Origin of the sequence: Croceivirga radicis, from assembly GCF_002072105.2 — a bacterium.
Classification (GTDB): Bacteria; Bacteroidota; Bacteroidia; order Flavobacteriales; family Flavobacteriaceae; genus Croceivirga; species Croceivirga radicis.
In genome coordinates this window covers 93,771-113,032 of sequence record NZ_MTBC01000007.1, presented here as the reverse complement: position 1 = coordinate 113,032, position 19,262 = coordinate 93,771, and the positions used below count along the sequence as shown (strand labels likewise).

General features: G+C 36.3%; 16 protein-coding genes. All 16 read right to left on the bottom strand.

What is annotated here, in order from left to right:
* Nucleotides 1–16: 16 nt before the first annotated feature.
* A complete protein-coding gene (locus BUL40_RS11275) occupies nt 17–478 on the bottom strand; it encodes a hypothetical protein (RefSeq protein WP_141239660.1) in 462 nt (153 codons plus the stop codon).
* Nucleotides 479–560: 82 nt separating this feature from the next.
* Nucleotides 561–932: a hypothetical protein gene (locus BUL40_RS11270; protein ID WP_010520114.1), complete on the bottom strand. Its 372-nt coding sequence runs from the start codon at nt 930–932 to the stop codon at nt 561–563.
* 34 nt (nt 933–966) lie between these two features.
* The gene (locus BUL40_RS11265) at nt 967–2,424 is read right to left on the bottom strand and encodes a potassium/proton antiporter (RefSeq protein ID WP_080319350.1); all 1,458 of its coding nucleotides are present in this window, start codon (nt 2,422–2,424) and stop codon (nt 967–969) included.
* Nucleotides 2,425–2,519: 95 nt separating this feature from the next.
* Nucleotides 2,520–4,532, bottom strand: coding sequence for a DUF349 domain-containing protein (locus BUL40_RS11260; RefSeq protein WP_080319349.1), 2,013 nt, complete (start codon nt 4,530–4,532; stop codon nt 2,520–2,522).
* 145 nt (nt 4,533–4,677) lie between these two features.
* Nucleotides 4,678–5,427 carry a shikimate dehydrogenase family protein gene (locus tag BUL40_RS11255; protein ID WP_080319348.1) on the bottom strand — a complete coding sequence of 250 codons (750 nt, stop codon included), beginning with the start codon at nt 5,425–5,427 and terminating at the stop codon, nt 4,678–4,680.
* Nucleotides 5,381–6,424, bottom strand: a complete 1,044-nt coding sequence (locus BUL40_RS11250; protein ID WP_080319347.1) for a DUF368 domain-containing protein — start codon at nt 6,422–6,424, stop codon at nt 5,381–5,383. Before BUL40_RS11250 ends, BUL40_RS11255 begins: the two co-directional genes overlap by 47 nt.
* 9 nt (nt 6,425–6,433) lie before the next feature.
* On the bottom strand, nt 6,434–7,348 hold the full coding sequence (locus tag BUL40_RS11245) for a DUF368 domain-containing protein (RefSeq protein ID WP_080319346.1): 915 nt from the start codon (nt 7,346–7,348) through the stop codon (nt 6,434–6,436).
* A gap of 34 nt (nt 7,349–7,382) precedes the next feature.
* Complete coding sequence (locus tag BUL40_RS11240) at nt 7,383–8,789, bottom strand: tetratricopeptide repeat protein (protein WP_010520120.1); 1,407 nt, start codon at nt 8,787–8,789, stop codon at nt 7,383–7,385.
* 85 nt (nt 8,790–8,874) lie between these two features.
* Entirely contained in the window at nt 8,875–10,065 is a 1,191-nt protein-coding gene (locus BUL40_RS11235; protein WP_080319345.1) for an aspartate aminotransferase family protein, read from the bottom strand.
* Nucleotides 10,066–10,088: 23 nt separating this feature from the next.
* Nucleotides 10,089–11,783 (bottom strand): OstA-like protein, encoded by a 1,695-nt coding sequence (locus BUL40_RS11230; protein WP_010520122.1) that lies wholly within the window; start codon nt 11,781–11,783, stop codon nt 10,089–10,091.
* Between the two features lie 143 nt (nt 11,784–11,926).
* Nucleotides 11,927–13,570 carry a GH35 family beta-galactosidase gene (locus BUL40_RS11225; RefSeq protein WP_080319344.1) on the bottom strand — a complete coding sequence of 548 codons (1,644 nt, stop codon included), beginning with the start codon at nt 13,568–13,570 and terminating at the stop codon, nt 11,927–11,929.
* An 86-nt stretch (nt 13,571–13,656) separates the two neighbouring features.
* Nucleotides 13,657–14,259, bottom strand: coding sequence for an aminotransferase class IV (locus BUL40_RS11220; RefSeq protein WP_080319343.1), 603 nt, complete (start codon nt 14,257–14,259; stop codon nt 13,657–13,659).
* Nucleotides 14,243–15,214, bottom strand: coding sequence for an aminodeoxychorismate synthase component I (locus BUL40_RS11215; protein ID WP_080319342.1), 972 nt, complete (start codon nt 15,212–15,214; stop codon nt 14,243–14,245). Before BUL40_RS11215 ends, BUL40_RS11220 begins: the two co-directional genes overlap by 17 nt.
* Before the next feature lie 24 nt (nt 15,215–15,238).
* Nucleotides 15,239–16,507: an adenylosuccinate synthase gene (locus tag BUL40_RS11210; protein ID WP_080319341.1), complete on the bottom strand. Its 1,269-nt coding sequence runs from the start codon at nt 16,505–16,507 to the stop codon at nt 15,239–15,241.
* An 11-nt stretch (nt 16,508–16,518) separates the two neighbouring features.
* Nucleotides 16,519–16,974, bottom strand: coding sequence for a Fur family transcriptional regulator (locus tag BUL40_RS11205; RefSeq protein WP_010520127.1), 456 nt, complete (start codon nt 16,972–16,974; stop codon nt 16,519–16,521).
* 40 nt (nt 16,975–17,014) lie between these two features.
* On the bottom strand, nt 17,015–19,219 hold the full coding sequence (locus BUL40_RS11200; protein WP_010520128.1) for a RelA/SpoT family protein: 2,205 nt from the start codon (nt 19,217–19,219) through the stop codon (nt 17,015–17,017).
* Nucleotides 19,220–19,262: the final 43 nt, after the last annotated feature.

Below are 19,262 nucleotides of genomic sequence, written 5' to 3'. Positions count from 1 at the left end.
CATCGGGGCTTTTTCTTTACAACCTATCTTGTATAAGCTTACTCCACTTCTGGGCAAACTCATACTCCCCACTAGGCTGTATTTTCTTTGTTATAGAATAGCACTCTACCTTTAAATTAAGGCCACTTTTGGCAATTAATTCCAAACCACAGTTTACTAATATTTCCGTGCGGTTCTTTCCATTTCCTTTGCGCTGTCTATCTTCATAATAGTTGCAACTGGTATAATTAGACAATCTATAGGTTTTTATGTTGTTCTCTTTCTTTATGTAGAAGTAATTATTATGGGCATCTATGGCAAACGCCAGATTGTTTACGCGTCCAAATTCTACAATAGTGCCATAACATTTTTTGGCTACTGCTTCAATTTCTTGTTTAATTTTCTTTGATTTTTTAGCACCACTTGCAGTCAATATTACAAACGGGGCAAAGGATACTACAAGAAGTAGTAACCCTATTAGAGTGTTATATATATCCATCTTTCTATTTATTACTAATAAGTTGTTCTACAACCTATAATTTTAATTACGGCTGCCTTAAGATTAAATAAATAGTTTATGGTCAAGAAAACGTGTGGAAAGGAAATATGATTACACGTGTAGTTAGGTTAGGTGTTACTTTTTGTCCGCTTGTTATTTTTAAATGTATAAGCTTACCATGCCACACTAACCTTTGTAGTATTGTGGTTGATGTTGCAAACAGCAGTATATTTACAAGTTTTAAAGCCGATGGTCCATTAGAATAGGAAGAGGATTCACTTGCATAGACAATTTCATTTTGCCCCCCTTTTTTAAACTCTGATTTCTTTTGTTGAGAAAAATTTTGATTAATTAACAAACCAGAAGAAGTACCTAAAATTTGTGGCACTGCAATCCCAGCTACATACAACAGTAGTAGTATAAGACTTTTGAATATTTTTCTTCTAGAAATCATAGTTCAAAGGTACTGCAACCAGGTATAATGCCTACTATTTTAAACAGTTCTTAACATTGAGTAAATCTTCTTGGCTTTCTGCTAGAATAACTAACGTATCCTTTGCATTTAATACCGTTGCGCCTTTAGGAGTTATAAAAGAATCATCTCTTTTTATCATGGCTATTATAGCGTTAACGGGAAAGTGAAGCTCAACTATTCTTTTATTCACTGCTTCGCTATTTTCGGGAATTGTAATTTCTGTAAGAGTATTTTTAGGAAGTTCAGCAATAAATTGTTCTGTTTCGTTAATGGTTTTTTCTCCATCTGGTTGTATAACTTTAAGCCAATTTGCAACTACAGATAGGGTAGTGCCTTGCACCAGAACAGAAGTTACGGAGATAAAGAAAACAATATTGAAAATAATATTTGCCTTTTCTATGCCAGCTAATAGGGGATATGTGGCAAATACAATAGGTACGGCACCTCTTAGGCCTACCCAAGAGATATAAAACCTTCTTGCCATTTGCATTTTAAAAGGGGCCAGACTTATAAAAACCCCAATAGGTCTTGCAACGAATATTAAAAATAGAGCAATCAAGAGGCCTATACCAAAATAGGGAACTACTTGGCTGGGAAACACCAACAGACCAAGGGTAAGGAAAAGTACAATTTGCATGAGCCAAGCTAAACCATCGTACATTTTTAAGATGGTCTTTTTATGTATAATATCTTGGTTTCCTAAATAAACCGCACAAATGTAAATAGCCAAGAAACCATTACCACCTACGGCATCAGTAGCTGAAAAGGTTATGAACATTAGGGTAATAACAAGAACAGGATATAGCCCCTCAAAACCTAATTCAATCTTGTTTATGATCCATTTGCTTAAGCGCCCAAAACCGTAACCCAATGCCGCACCCAATATCATTTGAAGAAAAAATGATGGTAGCACGCCTAAAATAGATTGATTTTGGTTTACAACCAAAGATAAAAAGGTGATGGTTAGAACGTAGGCCATAGGGTCGTTACTACCGCTCTCTAATTCTAATGTTGGACGTAAGTTGGTTTTTAAGGCGATATTTTTAGAACGAAGTATTGAAAAAACTGCTGCTGCATCTGTAGAGGAAACTATGGCCCCTACAAGCATGCTTTCCATTAAGGTGAAATCACTAATAAAGAAAACAAAAGTACCCAGGCTGGTAGCGGTTAACAATACACCAACCGTGGAGAGTGCGGCCCCTTCTTTCCAAATTGGTTTAACCGCGTTCCAATTGGTGTCCAGGCCACCAGAAAACAAAATAAAGTTTAAGGATACAATACCTATAAATTGTGCTAGCTCTGGGTTGTTAAAAGCAATACCGCCAATACCATCAGATCCAGCTAACATTCCAATAGCTAAGAAAAGCAGTAAAGTGGGGACTCCAAATTTATAAGATGTTTTGCCTGCTATTATGCTTATAAAAAGCAGAAGAGACCCAACTAATAAAATGTTTTCTATGGTAAGCTCCATACCTGCTTTATTTTGGCGTAAAAATAAAGCCTGTTTATCAAGTGGGTTGTTAAACTTCCACTAAATAAACAGGCTGATGGGTTGTATAAAAAATCTTATTCTTCTTCTGAACTATTGTTGTCTTCAGCAGCTTGCTCTTCCTCTTCTCTAGCCAGTTTGTTTTCCATGATATTAAGGTTCTTTAACTTGGTTTTCCAAGTATCCAAAGCTTCTTTGTGCCTATTAATGTTATTAATAACATCTTTTACCAACGGATTGTCTTCAGAAGCATTCGAGAAGAACTGTAAATTGTTTTCTAGCTGTCTTATTTCGCTCTTGCTTTCATCAATTTTACGCTTAATAAAAACACGTTCATTACCAATGGCACGTTCATTATCATCTGCATTGGCCAATTGCTTAATCTTATCGCCATATTTAAGCAATTCTGATTCTTGTTTAGAAATATCTAACTTTTTAAATAGGGCATCTATAATCTTATTGAATTTGCTATTGATATGCCTTTTATTATATGGAACATGGCCAATTTTTTTCCAATCTGCAATAAAGGTTTTTATTTTTGGCAAATCTTTTTCTCTATCCCCGCTAAGTTGAAAAGCTTTTAACTTTTCCATCAATTCAGACTTGGCTTCAAAATTTGCAAACTCCTCTTTGTTGTCTTCCTTCTTTTGAGCATGTAACCTATCAAAGTAATGGTTACAAGCTGCTTTGAACTCATTCCAAATTTTATCTGAATATTTTCTTGGCACATGGCCAATCTTTTTCCATTCGTTTTGAATGCGTTTCATTTCTGGAGTTGCCTTCTCCATATCCTCACTATCCTTTAAAGACTCCGCAATTTCTAGTAAGGCTCTTTTTTTATCTAGATTGTCTTGCTGTTCTTTTTTAAGTTCTTTATAAAAACCGTTTTTCTTTTTGTTGAATTTTCTAACAGCTTCTTTAAATCGCGCCCAGGTTTCTTCATTAACGCGTTGTGGTACCTTGCCTGCCTTAAAGAATTCTTCTCTTAGGGCTTCAATTTCTTTAATTTGATTTTGGATACCCTTGTGGCTGTTGGCCACGTTTTCAGAAACGGATTTTATTTTGGCAATAATTTCATTTTTGGTTACCAAATTCTCTTCATACACTTCTTCTAGAGAAGCAAAGTACTCTTGTCTTCTAGCATGCATGGCCTTTGTGGCCGTACTAAACTTTTCCCATACTTCTTCCCTAATTTCTTTGGCAACTGGTCCTATCTCTTCTTTCCAAACCTTATGTAAGGTTTGTAGTTCCCTAAAAGCTTTATTTAGATCAGGTTCTGAAACCAAAGCTTCGGCCCTGGCAATAAGTTTTTGTTTTTCTTCTAGATTGTGTCTAAAATCTAAATCGCGCAACTCTCTATTCAAGTGTAGAAAATCATAAAAGATTTCCATGTGGTGGTGATAGGTACGCCAAACATCATTATAAGAATTTCTGGGTACAGGACCGGCATTGCGCCATTTTTCCTGTAGTTCTTTAAAATTCTTATAAGTGGTATTTATATCTTCTTCTACATTGACCAAACTTTTTAATTCTTCTATTATGGCCAATCTATTTTCTAAATTGCTCTGTAAGGATTTTTCTAGATTACGATAGTACGTATCACGTTTTTCACGGTACTCTTTGTAAACTTCGTTAAACTGTCTTTTGGTTACCGAGTTGTATCTAAAATCAATTTCGTTACCACCGCCATCTATGAATTCTTCCTTTTTTTCTTCTAAAAAGTCACGGAACTTTTGGTCAAATTCTTGTTTAATCGCATTAACGTGTTTGTTAATAGCTTGTACTTTTTCGTTTTTAACCAATTTTTGCAACTCTCCAACAAGATTTTCCATGCTCATAGAATGGTAGTCCAAGAAAGGAATTTCATGCCTTTTCTCGTTTTCCGTATCCTCTGCATCTTCGGCGTTTTCCTTATCTATTTCATCTTGTACCTCGTCTTCTTGGATAGGCGCATCCGTATTTTCAGATGCCTCTAATTCAGTAGACTCCAAGGTTACCTCATTTTCTTGTTCAGAAAAATTTTCGGTGTTTTTTTCTAAATTCTCATTCCCCCCAGCAGTTTCCTGTGGTTTATTTGCTTCGTTCTCCATCACAGTTGTTCGGTTTTAAGTTAGATTGATGGCTCATTCTATTGCGGTAAGTTATAAATAATACCCACCATAGACAAAAGTAATGATTCTTAATAAGCCTTTTATTTCTTTATTGTAAAAGCGATGGAATAATTATAATCAGAAATTAGCGATTCCAGATTTCCCAAGATTCTTCGGCTTGACCTTTTAACATGGCTAGGCCGTTTTGTATGGCGGCTCCTCTTTTTTTACCTTCGGATAGAAAAGCGGTCTCTGATGGGTTGTAGATTAAATCAAATAAAATATGTTCATCCGTAATGTAGTGGTAGGGTAGGTCTGGTTTTTTGTCCACATCTGGGAATGTACCTACGGGACTACAATTAATAATTACCAAGTATTCTTTAAGGACGTTTTCATCAATTTTATCATAACTCAGCTGGTTTTGCTTTGGGTTTCTAGATACATATGTATAAGCTATACCTAGTTCTTCCAATACAAACGCAATAGCCTTACTGGCACCGCCTGTACCTAAAATTAATGCCTTTTTATGATGTGGTTTAAGAAAGGGAGTAATTGAAATTTTAAACCCATAAGCATCCGTGTTATAGCCTATGTAGCTACCATCTTTTATTTTAATGGTGTTAACGGCCCCTATTTGTGCTGCTTGCGGGTCTAAATTGTCTAAAAAAGGTATTATTTCCTGTTTGTAGGGTATGGTAACGTTAAAGCCAACAATATCTGTACAGTCTTTTAATTTTTTAAAATCTGAAATGCTTTCTAGGTCAAAATTTTCATAGGAATATTCGTTTAAATTAAGTGTGGCAAACTTATCTTTAAAATACCCCCTACTAAAGGAATAAGAAATATTCTTACCTATTAGCCCTAGTCTTTTGGATTTCATTTCTGTTTTTTCCATACCAATCTAAACTTAATAAAACAAAAATGCCAAAAATGATAAAAAATATGGCACCCCATGTTTCCATATTTCCCAAATTAGGTAAATAACGTTGGTAATTTAAAATTATAGTGTCTCCGTTACTGTCTAATAGAAAATTGCCGTCTATATCTGTTTTATAGATGGTTTTTTTCCAAGGCCACAATACCCCAAGGGAACCTGTTATAAAACCAATTATTACGGCTGTGGTAATTTTTTTGTGATGCTTTAGTAGATAACCTAAAAAATGGGAAAGTGTTACTAAACCAGTGGCTGAACCTAGGGTGAAAATAGCCAATATTTTTAGTGTTTTTAATCGGGAAGGGTTGTTCACAAAACTAAAATCGCCCTGTATTAGTTCTGAGATGGTAAAGTAAAGGCTGTTTACGGAGTCTACCAATAATAAAACATAGTTACCAATAAGGATTAGAATAAAGGAACCGGAAAGGCCTGGCAACGTCATGCCAGAAACACTTATTACCCCACAGAAAAAAATAAAAAATAAGTTGTCATTCTCTTTTGCGGGATTTAAAAAACTTATGGAGATTCCAATAAGTAATCCAATAATTCCTGCGGGGATGGTTTTTTTGTTCCAGTCTTTAAAATCTTTGGATATATAGTAAATAGAACCGATTATCATACCAAAAAATGCGGCCCAAACATATAATTCTTTACGCTCTAGAAAATAATCTAACAGCCTAGAAACACTAAAATAGCTAATTAGCATTCCCGTTATTAGAAGGCCTAAAAAAGTTCCGTTGATATACCTAACAAAACTTCTGAACCTTCCATTGAATAGTAACTTAAAAGCCTTTAGGTTAACTTTTTGAAGGGAGTAGATAAACTCTTCATAAAATCCGCCCACAAAAGCAACAATACCACCAGAAACACCAGGTACTTTATTGGCGGCACCCATGAAAAGTCCCTTGATGACCAAGAACAACTTATCGCCTATTGTTCGGGTTTTTTGTTGTTGCATTTGGCAGTCCTATTTTTTTGCAGCTAATTTTTCAAGAATAAAAATAACCGAAAAACCTAGTATTGCTAGAACCAAAGCTAGAATTAGTTTGGGGTCCCCTTCATAATTAAAAGGTGAAATGCTTACTTCATTGACCGGAATTACCTTATCATCAAAAACCTTTGTTTCTAGCACCACTTTCCATGGCCATATTTTGTTCAGAGACCCTAGAATAAAACCGGTTAACAGCGCCAATGTGGTATTTCTATAGTTTTTAAACATCCACTTTAGTAAACGGGCAAAACTTAGTAAGCCAAAAATAGCCCCTGCACCAACGGTTGCAATAATGGCAAAGTCTCGCTGATGTACCGCTTCTAGAATGGTTTTATAGGAGCCAAGAAGCACTAGAATAAAAGCACCAGATATACCAGGTAAAATCATTGCGCAAATGGCGAGTGCACCCGATAAAAATAAAAACGGATAGGAATCTACATTTTCATTGGGGGGTAGTTTGGTAATGTAAAATGCCAAAGCCGCACCTACAATTAAAATGATTACGGTTAAAGCACTCCACTTTTTTATTTCCTTACCAACCAAAAAGATACTGGCGACCACTAAACCAAAAAAGAAGGACCATAACAAAATAGGTTGGTTCTCTAGTAACCAGGTTAATAACTTGGCTAAGGATAGTACACTAATAAAAATGCCAATAAAAAGTGCTAAGAGAAAATTACCGTTAATCTTATTCCAAGCTGCCTTAATTCCATTTTCTTTGATTTCCCTAAAAAGAGAAAAATCTATGGAATTAATCGCATTTATTAACTCTTCATATATTCCAGAAATAAAGGCAATGGTACCTCCAGATACTCCTGGTACAACATCTGCAGCTCCCATGGCCATACCCTTTAGGGTAACCCACAGATAATCTATTAGTTTTCTTGGCATAACCTAATATCTAAATTGCTGCAAAGATACCTATTTAGGTAGAAGCCCTTTGATTTCTTTTGAGGGAATCTTGGACCCATTTAAGTTGACCGTATTCTGGATATAACTCTAAGAAGATTGAAGATTTTTTTGGACTTATCTGCAATGCTACACCAAAATGTTCTTTTGCTTCATCAAAATTGTTACAACGTAGATATAGCCCAGTTAATTGGTACAATATTTCCGCATTGTTGGGGTAGAACTCCAGACCTTGCAATAATACTTGAATTGCTGCTTCGGAGTCATTGAGTTGTTTTAAAACCTTGGCCCAATTGGTCCATGTGTCTAGCTCGTAATTCCCTAATTCTACAGCTTGCTTAAAGGCAAAATCGGCCTCGTCTATATTGTTTAATGCAAAAAAGGTTTCTGCATTTCTTTTCCAGTACAAGGCATTGTCGCCATCTATATTTATAGCCTTGTTTATATAGTGTAAAGCTTTTTCGTAATCTTTTTTTCTAAGATAAAATTCTGTAATGGCCAACCATCCTTTATCCAACAGGGGATCCTCATGTACCGTATTGTAATAATAGTATTTGGCCAAATCATCATTGCCAAGTTTTTCATGGCATTTAGCGATTCTTAAATAGGCATGAGATGTGGGGTCTTCTATTTCAATAGTGGTTTCATAACAAGCTATTGCTTCATTGAGTTTACCTAGTTTTTCCAAAACCTTTCCTTTTTCAAAATAGGCTCCTAAAAAAGTGTCGTCACTAATTATGGCGAAGTCAAATGCACCAAGTGCAGATTCCCACATGTTTTTTTCAATATACATTTTACCCAACTGGTGCCATGCTACCTCGCAGTAAGGATTTTTTTCTAAAAACTTGTTCAAAAAACTAATAGCGCCTTCAAAATCTTCTAAAAACTCAAAACAATAAATTACATTGTATAAAGAAGAATAATCAGAATCATCATAAGTAAGGCACTGTATAAAGCACTTTTTAGCTTCTACATAGTTATCCATAAAAAGATGCTCCATACCCATAAGCGAGTACACATCAAAGCTATCCTCATCTTGTACAATTGTTAAAGCTTGCTTTAACATATCAATAGCCCCGGCGTGATTATCTTTTTTGGAAAGAATGTTTGCGCGCTGAATAAAAATTTCTTCGTTGTGGGCATCTATAGACTGTAATTGATCAAGGAGTGATTCTGCTTTGGTAAATTGATCTTCAAAAACCAAAACTTCTACTTGAAGCAATTTTATTTCAATACAATTTGGATGTTGCTCCAAACCCAATTGAATTGCCTTTTTTCCTAGAGACACTTTTCCAAGATTCAAGTAATGATGAATTATCTCTTCAAAGTCTTCCGCGTCAAAGAAATAGACATCATCTGTCTTTAACATAGACTCGAATTTGTGTACCGTAGGATTATGATTTTCGTTAGTATGTAACGCCATAGGTCTAGTTTGGATTAACTATGGACTTAAAATTAGCAGGATATTGCTCCAATTTTAAGTCTTAATTTGTGTTCTTATTAACAAATTAGTTAACAGTTTGCCCATTTAGGGCATCCAATATTTTTAAAATTTTAGTGCAGCCTTCCTTGATTTCACGTTCAGAGATAGTTAGGGGAGGTGTAATCCTAACCGCTCTATTTTCAAACAATAACCAAAAAAGTATAAGGCCTTCTGCTTTGGCCTTTAGGACCAATTCATTGGCTATTTGGTCATTTTTCATGAGTAATGCCAACATTAATCCTTTGCCTCTAATTTCTTTAATCAAAGGGTGTACCAAAAGTGATTTAAAGAGTATTTCTTTTTCTAGGCTCTGAGCCATTAGTTGGCTTTCCGTTATTTCTTTAAGTGTTGCCAAAGCTGCTGCCGCAATGACAGGGTTACCGCCAAAAGTGGTAATGTGTCCCATTTTTGGGTTCATTAGGGTAGCCATAATTTCTTGCGAAGCGGTAAAAGCGCCAACAGGAAGGCCAGAAGCCATACCTTTGCCCATTACCAAAATATCTGGTACGCAATTGTAATGTTCAAATGCAAACAATTTGCCGGTACGTCCAAACCCAGGCTGTATTTCATCTAAAATTAATAGTGCACCTACAGCGGTACACTTTTTTCTAACTTTTTCTAAATAATTGTTATTGGGTTCAATAAACCCAGCACCACCTTGTATGGTTTCTAAAATTACCGCAGCGGTTTTTGTTGTGATGTATTTTAAGTCTTCTTCAGAATTAAATTGGATATACCCCACATCTGGAATCAATGGTCTAAAAGATGCTTTGCGCTCTTCTAGCCCCATAAGACTTAAACTACCCATGGTATTTCCATGATAGGCATTTTTTGCAGCTAGTATTTCTGACCTACCTGTGAAGCGTCTTGCCAATTTTAAAGCGCCTTCTATGGCTTCTGTTCCAGAATTTACCAAATACGTAACTTCTAACGTTTTAGGCAATAAAGATGCAAGATACTTGGCATAAGCCACGGCTGGTGCCTGTATGTATTCACCGTAGACCATAACATGCATGTATTGTTGGGCTTGTTGGGTTATGGCCTTTACCACTTTTGGGTGGCAATGGCCTAGGCTACAAGCAGAAACTCCGGCCACAAAATCTAAATGGGCTTGGCCATTGGTATCATAAATATAGCTGCCAGAAGCACGGGATACTTGCATACCCAAAGGGTAGGGCGACGTTTGTGCTTGGTATTTGTAATAATCCTTCTCCATAATTCAGCATCTCCTTGTTTGCATTATACACCCCCAACTTTTTTAAGTTTGGGGCGTTTGGTGTTGGTGGCTTTATTATTCTTGGGCGCATTGTTAGGCGCTAAAGGTAAGCCTCCACGTTCTTGTTCTTCGGTATCTATATCTACGGGTTCGTCTATGCCTCTAATTTTTACCAATATGATATTGTTGTCATCGGCATCAAAAATCTCGGATTTAGAGGTAATGCGTTCATCTCCACGCCAAATAAAACCTTTTAATTTTCTGTTTTCCTCTGGTAAGTCGGCCTCAGGATATATTTTGCCTTCAGGATTTACAAAAAAGGTTATGTCTTCTATATCACTATTGGCCAATTCCAATCTAATCTTACTGCAAATGGTCTTGTCTATACCTACTAGCTCGTTTTCATCATTGTACATGTAATAGATAACCTCCGTATTCTTAACCAGATCTACAATTTTTAATTCATTTTCTATGAATTTTCCAAAGAGGTCTTTTCCTTTTGCTTGATTGTAACCCTTTTTGCCAATGGTATCAAAGGCCGTGATAAATGCATTGTTTATAACACGTAAAGAATCCATCTTTTCGGTTTCTAAATCCGAAATTAGATGAATACTGTCCCCTGTCATTTGATTGTCTAAATTCCACAATACCGGATTGGTAATTAATTGGGTTATACCGGTAGCCTCCGCAGAATGTATAGAATCACATTTACCGCTCATATCGGTTTTATAAAACTTAGCATTTCTAAACGCTCTTAATACCCTGGCCTCAGGTTTGCCGGTAACCATTAAGGTATCTCCGTGTATGTAGAGCGAATCTTGTTGAACCAAACTTATGGCAACTGCTCTTTTGGTAGCGAACACGGAATCTTTTTCTTTAAAAACCTCTGCGTAGTGTGCTTTAATAACCCCATTGTTTACTGTGTCCGTAACCTTAATGTTATTGGTGGCAGATGCAAAGGATGTGGCTTTATCAAAGAAAACACTATCGCCCTCTATAATACGGTTGTTGTAATTTATTTTAGTGTTCTTTACACCATAGCCCTGTTCAATTTTAGTGTCGTAAAAACCACGTTCACAGTAGATGGTGTACTCTTCGCCTATAATAGTAGAAGGTCCGTACATATACGCGTTTTTAGTAGTACGGTAATAGTTTAATTGTTCAGAATCTATGGTATATTCTGGATTGTCTATATGGACATTTTTTTGAAACTGAACTTTTTTCAACTCCATAAAATAGGTGCCGATTATACTGGTTAGCACATTGGCGGAGTCTATTACTTTGCCACCGGTTTTGTAGAAAGACTCTTGTTTTTCCCTATCAAAAAATAGTGTGTCCGTAGTTAGGGTCATTTGACCGTCCGTTAAATCTACCGCTTCATAGGCCCGTGCTATTTTACTGTTACCGTCGTAGTCTAATTTACCACTATTCATTTCAATACTGTCTCCTTGCTGCAATCTTACGTTCCCCACAGCTTTAAGGGTATTTGCTTCAGAATAGAAAATAGCTACATCGCACCATAGGTCGGCTCCTTGGTGCTCAAACTGTAATTGTCTGGTATCGTCTTTACTAAATATGGTTGCCCCAGGAAACTGTTCCTCGTCTTTTATAAGATTGGCCCCGTAAACAATATTTATTTTCTTGCTTTCTGTCTGCTGTGCGGCTGTTTTTGCACTAGCAATACATATAAAAGCACAAAAAAGTATACATCTTTTCAATTGCTTGAAATTTTGCCCAAAAGTAAGGTTTTTACCAAAAGGAAAGATTTAAGTTTAGATAGATTTAATATCCAATCGTTGATTGCTTCTTGTTATCCCATGTTTGGTAAAGGGTAAATGGATAATCTTACCATGATTACCTTTTATTCATATTCATACAGGGTAAATCGTTGTAAAGAAACCGTACCCAAGAATGCCCTAATATGCCTGCCTTGATGCGTTTGGTCTCCATTTAGATGACGAAAAACTTTCCAAGTATTGTTTTCAAAGTGTCCTGATTCCGCTTTTAAAATACCGACAGTTTTGTTGTTTTTAAGGTTTTTGAAGGTGAGCGATGTACCAAATCCTAAAAAATAGAATTCGTTTTTAGCGGTTTGAACGATTAAAGCCGCGGCTTGCTCCCATTGGTCATCTTTTGCTTTTGGGTCCCATCCTAGGTTATGGGTATGGCTAGCGGTAAACTCGTAATCTCCCAAGATAAACGTACTGGTATTGTTTTCTTTGTCTAAAAGAACGCCTTTTATCTTATTTTGTCCCCATTGTGATAAAAGGACAGGAGCCAGTTCTCCCAGTGTTTTATAGGTTTCCGCTAAAAGAATTTCTTTTGGTTTTAGTTCTACATTTGGATTTTGTTCTATGGCAAAAGGGGAGAACCCCAAAGCTTGGTACTTGCCAATAGTAAAAATGGCTTTGGCAGCTACGGTGTTATCAAAACGATGTTCTGGAATAAAAAGCGGGTTATTCTGTCTGGTGTATAAATTATTCCATTTTTCAAAATCAGGATTGTAAAAATCTGGTGAATAGAAATCAATGGCTGGTGAGGCTGCTTTCCATATATCTAACAAATGTGGCAACGGACCTGCACTAGGGTATACGCCTGGTGCTTTGCCAGGAGCATTTAATGCGGCATTTACAAACGCAGGTATTGGATATATTTCTTTACCCGCTTGGGTAATGCTGTTGGTATATTTAGCAAAATAGTATGCCATAAATAATTCTTCCGTGGCTATACCTTCCCCAAATACTTCTGCCCAATTTCCAGATTTTTTGTATCCATTTTTGGCCCAAATTGAATTGAATTCCGGATTTAATTTTTCCCTATTGGCCAGTAAATACTCCATTAAATGGTCTGGAACGGGTTCGGCATACTTTTTATTGGCCAGTGGGCTGTGGTCTCTGGCTACGGGTAACATACCTATTTCATTTTCTGGTTGCATCATAATTACGGTATTCTCCTTACCGTCTACTTCTTTAATATGCCGCATTAAAGCCGTGTAGGCATTAAGATCCGCCTCTAGATTAGTTCTGTAAAATGGACTTAAGATTTCTTGCGAATTACCTTTATCGTCCTTGGCTCTTGGATACTTTTTATAATTGGTTTTTACCCATGCCGGTACATGGCTAGACATACTATTTTTCCAAGAACCAAACCACAGAAAAACTAGTTTTAGATTGTTGGTTCTTGCGTCATGGATAAGTTCGTCTACCAAATCAAAATTAAATTGATTAGGTTCGGGTTCTAAAAGCTCCCAATAAATGGGGACTAGAACAGTGTTTAAATTGAGCTCTTTTAGTCTTGGCCATACTGTAGACATAGACGCTTTGGAGGTTGCCGTAGAATTGCCCAATTCACCACCAAGTATTAAGTAGGGCGCATTGTTTACCAGGAGTACGTCTTTGTTTCCAATTTTGCTTAATCTTGGTAAAGATTGTCCTAACAATAAACAAGACCAGAATAGGGTAAAATAGAGTATAAGTGTTTTTTGGGTTTTAAGTTTGATTTGCATGCTTAGTAATTAGTAGAAGAAAATTACTTAAGTGCCTTGCATTTCAGCTTAAATAGAGAAAAAGTTTACTAAACTTTCACGAAAACCTAATTGGTTTTTATCTGCCCTATGGGGATGATTTTTAAGGGGTCAAAATCTAACATTGCGTTTATAAGTTGAAATCCTTCAAATTTTTTTAAGTTATGTACGGAAATATCCATGCTTTCTACCAGCTTATTCTGTAAGAGTCGTTGCCTGCACGTACCATTTAATAAAAATGTTTTTGGGGTATACCATTTGGCATTTTTTGTAAAAAGGATATTGGCAAAATAGGTGTCCGTTATTAACCCATTTTTACAAATAAGAACATCATCACAGTTACCTCTTTTTTGCCAAAGCTGGGTTAAAGGTGCTCTATGGGTAAATTTTAAGTCGTAATCTATATGGTTGTCGTAGACTAGCTTTAGGGTGTTAATGATTTTGGGTGTGTAGAAAGTAAATTTTGGTGCCGTTTGTTCTTGATTATAATCAATTCTTAACTTAACTATTCCGGTATTAAACGGTTTTGGTACTTCTATTGCATCCAGTAAATTAAAGTTAGGGACGTAACCATAAAACTTGTAAAACGCTTGCTTAAAGCGAGCTTCATGAAAAGAACTATTTTTGATAACTCCGTCTTGTACGCAAAGGGTTTCAAAAAGTGGGTACATATACTTTTTTTAATAGTTCTTCATATTCTTCTTCCGCTAGGCTTTGATGGGTAATACCACCACCACTTTTAAAGCTATAGCCATTTTCTGTCTTCTCGATAAAACGAATAGCTACACCGGTATCTATTTTTTTTCCATCAAAGATTCCAAAAATCCCGGTATAGAAACCTCTATCATATTGTTCTGCCTCTTTAATTATTTTAACGGTTTGTTCTTTGGGAGCACCACTTATGGATCCAGCAGGTAACATTTTAAATAATAGTGTTGCAAAATTTTGTTTCCAGTCAACCGAGAGTTTTCCTCTTATTTCTGAACTAGTTTGGTAAAGCCCGCCGTCTTTTGAATTAATTTTTTCTAAATATCTATACTTGGTAACGGTTACCTCTTTGGCAATTAAGGATAAATCGTTTCTTATTAAATCTACGATTGTATTGTGTTCCTGAATTTCTTTTGCATTTTCTATAAGCATTTTTTCAGCATTCGCCATATTTGCTGCTGCAGTGCCCTTCATAGGATAGGAGTATATAAAATTGTCTTTTATGGTTACAAAACACTCTGGAGAAAAGCAAACAAAATTGTCTTTGTAATATAGTTTATAGGGCGCTTTAGCGGTATAAAATATATTTTCTAAATCTAAATTATTTAAGATTGGAGTAGGGTAGGTAAGGTTCAGCAAAAAGCTATTGCCCTTTAATATTTCTTGTCTAACCAAATTGAACCCATTTTCATATTTGGAGAATGGCAATGGTTCGGTTCTGAATTCTGGAATAGGAGCCAGAACCTTTTGCTTGGTTATGTTACTACAGCCTTTAATATCAAAGTAAATGCCTTGTCTATTTGCTTCTTCAAAATCAAGGGCTATTAATTGGGTTTGGTCAAAATTGATTAGAAAAAAGAAAGGCTTTCCTTTTTCCAAAAAAACCGTTGTCTTTTCTTCAAAAGAAAGCCTATCCATAAAAGTACTTTTCTAGTAAGTTAGCTATCGTAAGATAGTCTGTAGTCTATCTGGACCCACGGAAACAATCTTGATAGGAACGTTTAACTCCTGTTCTAAATAAGCTATGTACTCATTTAAAGCAGCTGGTAATTCTTCTGCCTTGGTCATTTTAGTTAAATCTGCAGACCAGCCTTTAAGTTCCTTGTAGATTGGTGTCACGTTTTCTGCTTCTATATTGTAGGGTAGATGTGCAATTTCTTCACCCTTGTAATGATAGGCGGTACAAACTTTAATGGTATCAAAACCACTTAAAACGTCCGCTTTCATCATCATTAGCTCGGTTACCCCATTAATTTGTACAGCATATTTTAAAGCAACTAAATCTAACCATCCGCAACGTCTTGGTCTGCCCGTTGTTGCGCCAAACTCGTTACCAACACGGCCCATGGTTTCTCCATCCTGGTCAAATAATTCCGTTGGAAAGGGTCCGCTACCTACTCTAGTGGTATATGCTTTAAAAATACCCAAAACATCTCCTATTTTGCCAGGAGCTACACCTAAACCGGTACAAGCCCCTGCTGCTGTAGTGTTAGATGAGGTTACAAATGGATAGGTACCAAAATCAATATCTAAAAGCGAACCTTGAGCGCCTTCTGCCAAAATCTTTTTACCAGCGGCCATAGCATCAAAAATATATTGCTCACTATCTATAAAGGTCAATTTTTTAAGGGTTTCCACACCTTCAAAAAATTCGGTTTCTAGCTCAGGTAAGTTGTATTGTATGTCTACATTGTAGTAAGCAATCATTGCTTCGTGCTTATCCGCTAAAGCTCTATATTTTTCTTTCCAGTCTGTAAATTCCAAATCACCTACTCGCATACCGTTTCTGCCGGTCTTGTCCATGTATGTAGGGCCAATTCCTTTTAGGGTAGAGCCAATCTTGGCTTTGCCTTTTGCCGTTTCAGAAGCGGCATCTAGTAAACGGTGGGTAGGTAGTATTAAGTGTGCTTTTCTAGAAATCAAAAGTTTAGCAATGTAATCTATGCTAAACTGGTTTAAGTTATCTAATTCTTTTTTAAAGATAACAGGGTCTATAACCACCCCGTTGCCCACAACGTTAATGGCATTTTTATGAAAAATTCCAGAAGGTATGGTGTGTAAAACATGTTTTATACCATCAAATTCAAGTGTGTGTCCTGCATTTGGACCCCCCTGAAAACGGGCAATTATATCATAATCCTTGGTAAGAACATCTACAATTTTGCCCTTACCTTCGTCTCCCCATTGGAGTCCTAATAATAAATCTACCATTAAGTGTTTGCTTAGTCGGTTACGTTTTCTTGTTTATTTCTTGTTCCGTAAAAGTATAGGGAATGGTTATTGATTTTGATATCGAAAACCTCTTCTATTGTCTTTTTAATAGACTGTATACGAGGATCGCAAAATTCTACAACTTCTCCGGTATCTGTTAAGATTACATGATCGTGCTGACGGTCAAAATAAGATTTTTCGTATTGTGCTTGGCTACCTCCAAACTGGTGCTTGCGTACCAATTTACAATCCAAAAGTAGTTCTATGGTATTGTAAAGGGTAGCTCTACTAACGCGGTAGTTTTTGGTTTTCATTTTTATGTAAAGCGACTCTACGTCAAAATGGTCATCACTCTCATAAATTTCCTGTAAAATAGCGTAACGTTCGGGTGTTTTTCTATGGCCGTTTTCTTCTAAAAACTTGGTAAAAACACTTTTTACGATTTCTTGGTTCTTATTGTTCCCCATAATAGTGCTACAATCAACTTAGCAAAGGTAACATCTTTATTTAAATTCGCACTACCTTGTCAATACCGTTGATTTCTTTCAGATTGTCAATAAGTTTTTTCAAAATGTTCTTGTTTTTTACCACAACGGTAATCTTTCCCGTGAAAGTTCCGCCCTCGGCACTAAAGTTTAGGTTACGCATATTTACGTGCATATTGTCCGAAATTATGTTGGTAATTTCATTCATTAAACCTAGATTGTCTATGCCGGTAAGCTTAATATCCGCACTAAATTCTTCTTGGGTAGAATCTATCCATTTAGCAGTGATGATACGGTAAGCATAATTACTCTGTAATTGAATGGCATTTGGGCATGTTTTCTTGTGTACTTTAATACCATCGTTTACACTTACAAAACCAAAAACAGGATCGCCAGGTATAGGATTACAACATTTTGATAGCTTATAGTTTAATTTTTCTTCTTCGCTACCAAATACGAGCATATCGTATTTCTGGGTAATTTCTTCTTTATCTAAATCTTCTGAAACTGGGGTTTTCCTGATTTTATTTTTGAAGAAGTTAATAAAGGCATTATTGTACGATGAAGCAAAATCTTTGATTTTTTGATTATCTATGGCACCGTTGCCTACCCTGAAAAAGAGGTCTAAACTAGTTTTTAGTTTAAAGAAATTGACCATCTTGTTCACTACATCTTCGTTGAGGTTTATTTTTTGTGAACGTAGTTTTCTTCTTAGGGTTTCCTTGCCTTCTTCTGCAATTTCCTTCTTCTCTTCTCTAAGGGACGATTTTATTTTGGCCCTAGCTCTTGCGGTATGGGCGTAATCTAGCCAGTTTTGATTGGGTTTAGCAATGGCCGAGGTAATTATTTCTACTTGGTCCCCACTTTTAAGTCTTGTATTAAGGGGCACCAATTTACCATTTACTTTTGCACCGCGGGTTCGCATGCCCACCTCTGTATGTATATGGAATGCAAAATCTAAGGGAGAGGCTCCTTTTGGTAATGATTTTAGTTCTCCTTTTGGGGTAAAGACAAATATTTCTTTACTGTAAAGGTTTAGCTTAAACTCTTCTACAAAATCTACGGCATTACCATTAGCCCCTTCTAGTGCTTCTTGTAAACGGTTTAACCATTCTTCAATACCTTGCTCGTTTTGGTCTCCATGTTTGTATTTAAAGTGGGCAGCATATCCTTTCTCTGCTATTTCATGCATTCGCTCACTGCGTATTTGCACCTCTACCCATTTTCCTTGGGGTCCCATTACGGTTATATGTAGCGCCTCGTAGCCATTAGATTTTGGGGAAGTAATCCAATCTCTTAAACGTACTGGGTTGGGCGTAAAATGGTCTGTAACAATGGAATATATTTTCCATGCCAGGAATTTTTCATTTTTACGGTCAGACCTATAAATTATTCTAATGGCAAATTTGTCATAGACTTCATCAAAGCCAATGTTTTGTGCCATCATTTTACGGCGTATGGAGAAGATACTCTTCATTCTACCTTTGATGTGATAATTAAGCCCTTCTTCATCTAGGGCATCTTCTATAACCTTGGTAAACGCATTAATGTATTGTTGCTGTTCTTCCTCGGTATCTTCAATTTTGTTGAAAATATCGTTGTATACGTCTGGTTCTGTATATTTTAAACTAAGGTCTTCTAGATGCGTTTTTATATTGTACAACCCAATTCTATGTGCTAAAGGGGCATAGATATAAAGCGTTTCTGAAGCTATTTTAACTTGTTTATGCTCTGGCATACTATCCATGGTGAGCATATTGTGGTAACGGTCTGCAATTTTAATGATGATTACACGTACATCATCATGCAGGGTGAGTAACATTTTTCTAAAGTTCTCTGCCTGCTGGCTAATGTTCATGTCTTTTTTAAGATGGGCAATTTTGGTAAGGCCATCTACTATCCGTGCCACGGTTTCGCCAAATAAGCGTTCTATGTCTGCCAATGTATATTCCGTATCTTCTACCACATCATGTAAGAGGGCAGAAGCTATAGAAACGGCATCTAGACCAATTTCCGAAGCTACTATTTTGGCAACTGCAATGGGGTGAAAAATATAGGCTTCACCAGATTTTCTTCTTTGGTTTTTGTGCGCGTCCACAGCTACATCAAAAGCAGAGCGTATTAGTTTTTTATCCTCATCTGTTAAGGTTTGGTAACTAATCCGCAACAACTCTTTATACTGTTGTGCAATTTCTTTGTTCTCTTGTTCTATCGCAGCTTCCGTCATAGTAAAATAAATTTACGCCAATCTTTATTTGGAAGCAACAAAA

Coding starts and splice junctions, on each gene's coding strand:
- BUL40_RS11220 (WP_080319343.1), bottom strand. CDS start 14,259: ATGTACCCACTTTTTGAAACCCTTTGCGTACAAGACGGAGTTATCAAA.
- BUL40_RS11255 (WP_080319348.1), bottom strand. CDS start 5,427: ATGGAAAAAACAGAAATGAAATCCAAAAGACTAGGGCTAATAGGTAAG.
- BUL40_RS11225 (WP_080319344.1), bottom strand. CDS start 13,570: ATGCAAATCAAACTTAAAACCCAAAAAACACTTATACTCTATTTTACC.
- BUL40_RS11265 (WP_080319350.1), bottom strand. CDS start 2,424: ATGGAGCTTACCATAGAAAACATTTTATTAGTTGGGTCTCTTCTGCTT.
- BUL40_RS11215 (WP_080319342.1), bottom strand. CDS start 15,214: ATGGATAGGCTTTCTTTTGAAGAAAAGACAACGGTTTTTTTGGAAAAA.
- BUL40_RS11270 (WP_010520114.1), bottom strand. CDS start 932: ATGATTTCTAGAAGAAAAATATTCAAAAGTCTTATACTACTACTGTTG.
- BUL40_RS11210 (WP_080319341.1), bottom strand. CDS start 16,507: ATGGTAGATTTATTATTAGGACTCCAATGGGGAGACGAAGGTAAGGGC.
- BUL40_RS11240 (WP_010520120.1), bottom strand. CDS start 8,789: ATGGCGTTACATACTAACGAAAATCATAATCCTACGGTACACAAATTC.
- BUL40_RS11235 (WP_080319345.1), bottom strand. CDS start 10,065: ATGGAGAAGGATTATTACAAATACCAAGCACAAACGTCGCCCTACCCT.
- BUL40_RS11250 (WP_080319347.1), bottom strand. CDS start 6,424: ATGCAACAACAAAAAACCCGAACAATAGGCGATAAGTTGTTCTTGGTC.
- BUL40_RS11275 (WP_141239660.1), bottom strand. CDS start 478: ATGGATATATATAACACTCTAATAGGGTTACTACTTCTTGTAGTATCC.
- BUL40_RS11260 (WP_080319349.1), bottom strand. CDS start 4,532: ATGGAGAACGAAGCAAATAAACCACAGGAAACTGCTGGGGGGAATGAG.
- BUL40_RS11245 (WP_080319346.1), bottom strand. CDS start 7,348: ATGCCAAGAAAACTAATAGATTATCTGTGGGTTACCCTAAAGGGTATG.
- BUL40_RS11200 (WP_010520128.1), bottom strand. CDS start 19,219: ATGACGGAAGCTGCGATAGAACAAGAGAACAAAGAAATTGCACAACAG.
- BUL40_RS11205 (WP_010520127.1), bottom strand. CDS start 16,974: ATGGGGAACAATAAGAACCAAGAAATCGTAAAAAGTGTTTTTACCAAG.